Here is a 290-nt window from a genome sequence, read left to right on the forward strand (position 1 = left end):
GCATGGCGGTAGGGCGCAGGTTGGATTCGCCATTGGAAAACACCGGGAACTCCACCGGGAAGCCACCGGCCTCGATCACGCCACGCTTGACGTGCTCGGCGATCTGGCGGAAGTGCGCATTGCACGGGGTTAGCTCCGACCAAGTGTTACAGATGCCGATGATCGGCTTGCCATGGAACTGATGGTCGGCAATGCCTTGGTTCTTCATCCAACTGCGGTACATGAAACCGTTCTTGTCGGCGGTACCGAACCACTGGGCAGAGCGTAGGCCGGGCTTTTTGTCAGGCATG

General features: G+C 59.3%; 1 protein-coding gene. It reads right to left on the reverse strand.

Features of this window, described 5'->3' with window-relative positions; all coding sequences use genetic code 11:
• Window positions 1-289, reverse strand: a 289-nt coding sequence (locus SB786_RS35985; protein WP_410731542.1) for a dihydroxy-acid dehydratase, incomplete at its 3' end; no start/stop codon positions are given.
• Between the last annotated feature and the right edge of the window lies 1 nt (window position 290).

The sequence above is a fragment of the Burkholderia sp. SIMBA_062 genome (assembly GCF_046534765.1).
In the GTDB taxonomy this organism is placed as follows: Bacteria; Pseudomonadota; Gammaproteobacteria; order Burkholderiales; family Burkholderiaceae; genus Burkholderia; species Burkholderia ambifaria.